Source organism: Streptomyces sp. P5F9 (genome assembly GCF_057961495.1).
In genome coordinates this window covers 1-1304 of the sequence record NZ_JBXVPZ010000928.1, presented here as the reverse complement: position 1 = coordinate 1304, position 1304 = coordinate 1, and the positions used below count along the sequence as shown (strand labels likewise).

Annotated in this window: 1 protein-coding gene and 1 pseudogene; one reads left to right on the top strand and one right to left on the bottom strand. The window is 72.7% G+C overall.

From position 1 onward, the window contains the following. Window positions 1-365: pseudogene (locus tag AC31A1_RS51550) on the top strand (methyltransferase domain-containing protein); the annotation flags it as partial. A 110-nt stretch (window positions 366-475) separates the two neighbouring features. Here AC31A1_RS51550 and AC31A1_RS51545 read toward each other — a convergent pair. Then, a partial coding sequence (locus AC31A1_RS51545) for an FHA domain-containing protein (protein ID WP_489659934.1) occupies window positions 476-1304 on the bottom strand: 829 nt, incomplete at its 5' end.

Genomic DNA, 1304 nt, shown 5'->3' with positions numbered 1-1304 from the left:
GGCCCGCCCAGTGCACCCCCGGCGCCCGCATCCTGGCCCCGCTGGCAACCGGCCTGATCGCCCTCACCGTCCGGGACGCGGAGCACGCCGAGGGCCGCTTCCTGGACACGGCCGCGTACTTCGTCCCCCTGCGCGGCACGGAGCCCACCTCGCCGACCGAGATCCCGCACCGCCCCGGCGACCACGAACTACTCCGCTTCCTGCTCACCCTCACCCACGGCACGCTCGATCCGCGGGAGGCCCGCGAGCTGTGGGAGCAAGAAGGGCGGCCAGGCCGAGAGCGCTACGGCGTCACGGTCTCCGGCGAGCAGACATGGGCATGGCTGGACGATCCGGAGGGCCCGCACGCCTGGTATCTCCGGTGACTACAACGCCCCTGAAGGGGCGCGGGGCTGTGACATTAGCGGCTCCGCCGCGGGGCGCGACCAGCCACGACGCGCCCGCAGACGACAAACGACGCTGCGGGACCTTTTAACTAACCCCGCCGCACAGTGATCGTCGTCCAAGCCCCCACATGCACCCGATCCCCGTCCTGCAACGGCACCGGCACAAACGGCTGAATAGGCTCCTCGCCACCATTGACGGTCGTACCGTTCGTCGAGTTCTGGTCGACGACGGCCCAACTCCCGTCCGGCTGCTGCACCAGCACCGCATGCTGATGCGAGACACCCGGATCCTCCGGCGGCACGGACAGATCGATGTCGGGAGACTCGCCGGTGGAGTGCCGGCGACGGCCGATGGTGATCTGGTTGCCGGTGAGCTGACGCTGCTGCTCGGGCGAGTACGCGGGCAGATTGAGCCCCGCGGCCTCCGGCCCCGAACGCTGCATCATCGCCATGAAGTACTCGCGGTCCGGCCCGATCGTCGCCATCCACGTCGTCGGCTGCTGCTGGTACGCCGGACGCGGCGGAGGCGGTGCCTGGGTCGAACCGGGCTGCGGATAGCCGTAGCCACCGCCCCCCTGGCCGGGACCGCCGGGACCACCGGGTCCACCCGGGGAGCCGGGGGTCGGCGGGGAGATCACCCAGTCGTCGTCACCGCCGCCGAAGGACGGGCCGCCCTGCTGCGGACGGTTCGTCTCCTGCGGGAACCCGGGCGGGGCCGGCGGAGCGGACTGCTGGAAGGCCTGCGGGGCGCCGCTCGTCCCACCGGGACCCGCGGGCGGGGTCGGTCCGGGCGGCGGCGGGACCGGCCGCGACGGGTCGGGGCCGAAGTTGGAGGGACCCTGCGGGGTGAGCCCGCTGGACGACCTCCAGCCCGTGGCCCACGCGCACGACATCGTCAAGCTGGTCGAGGCGGTCCGC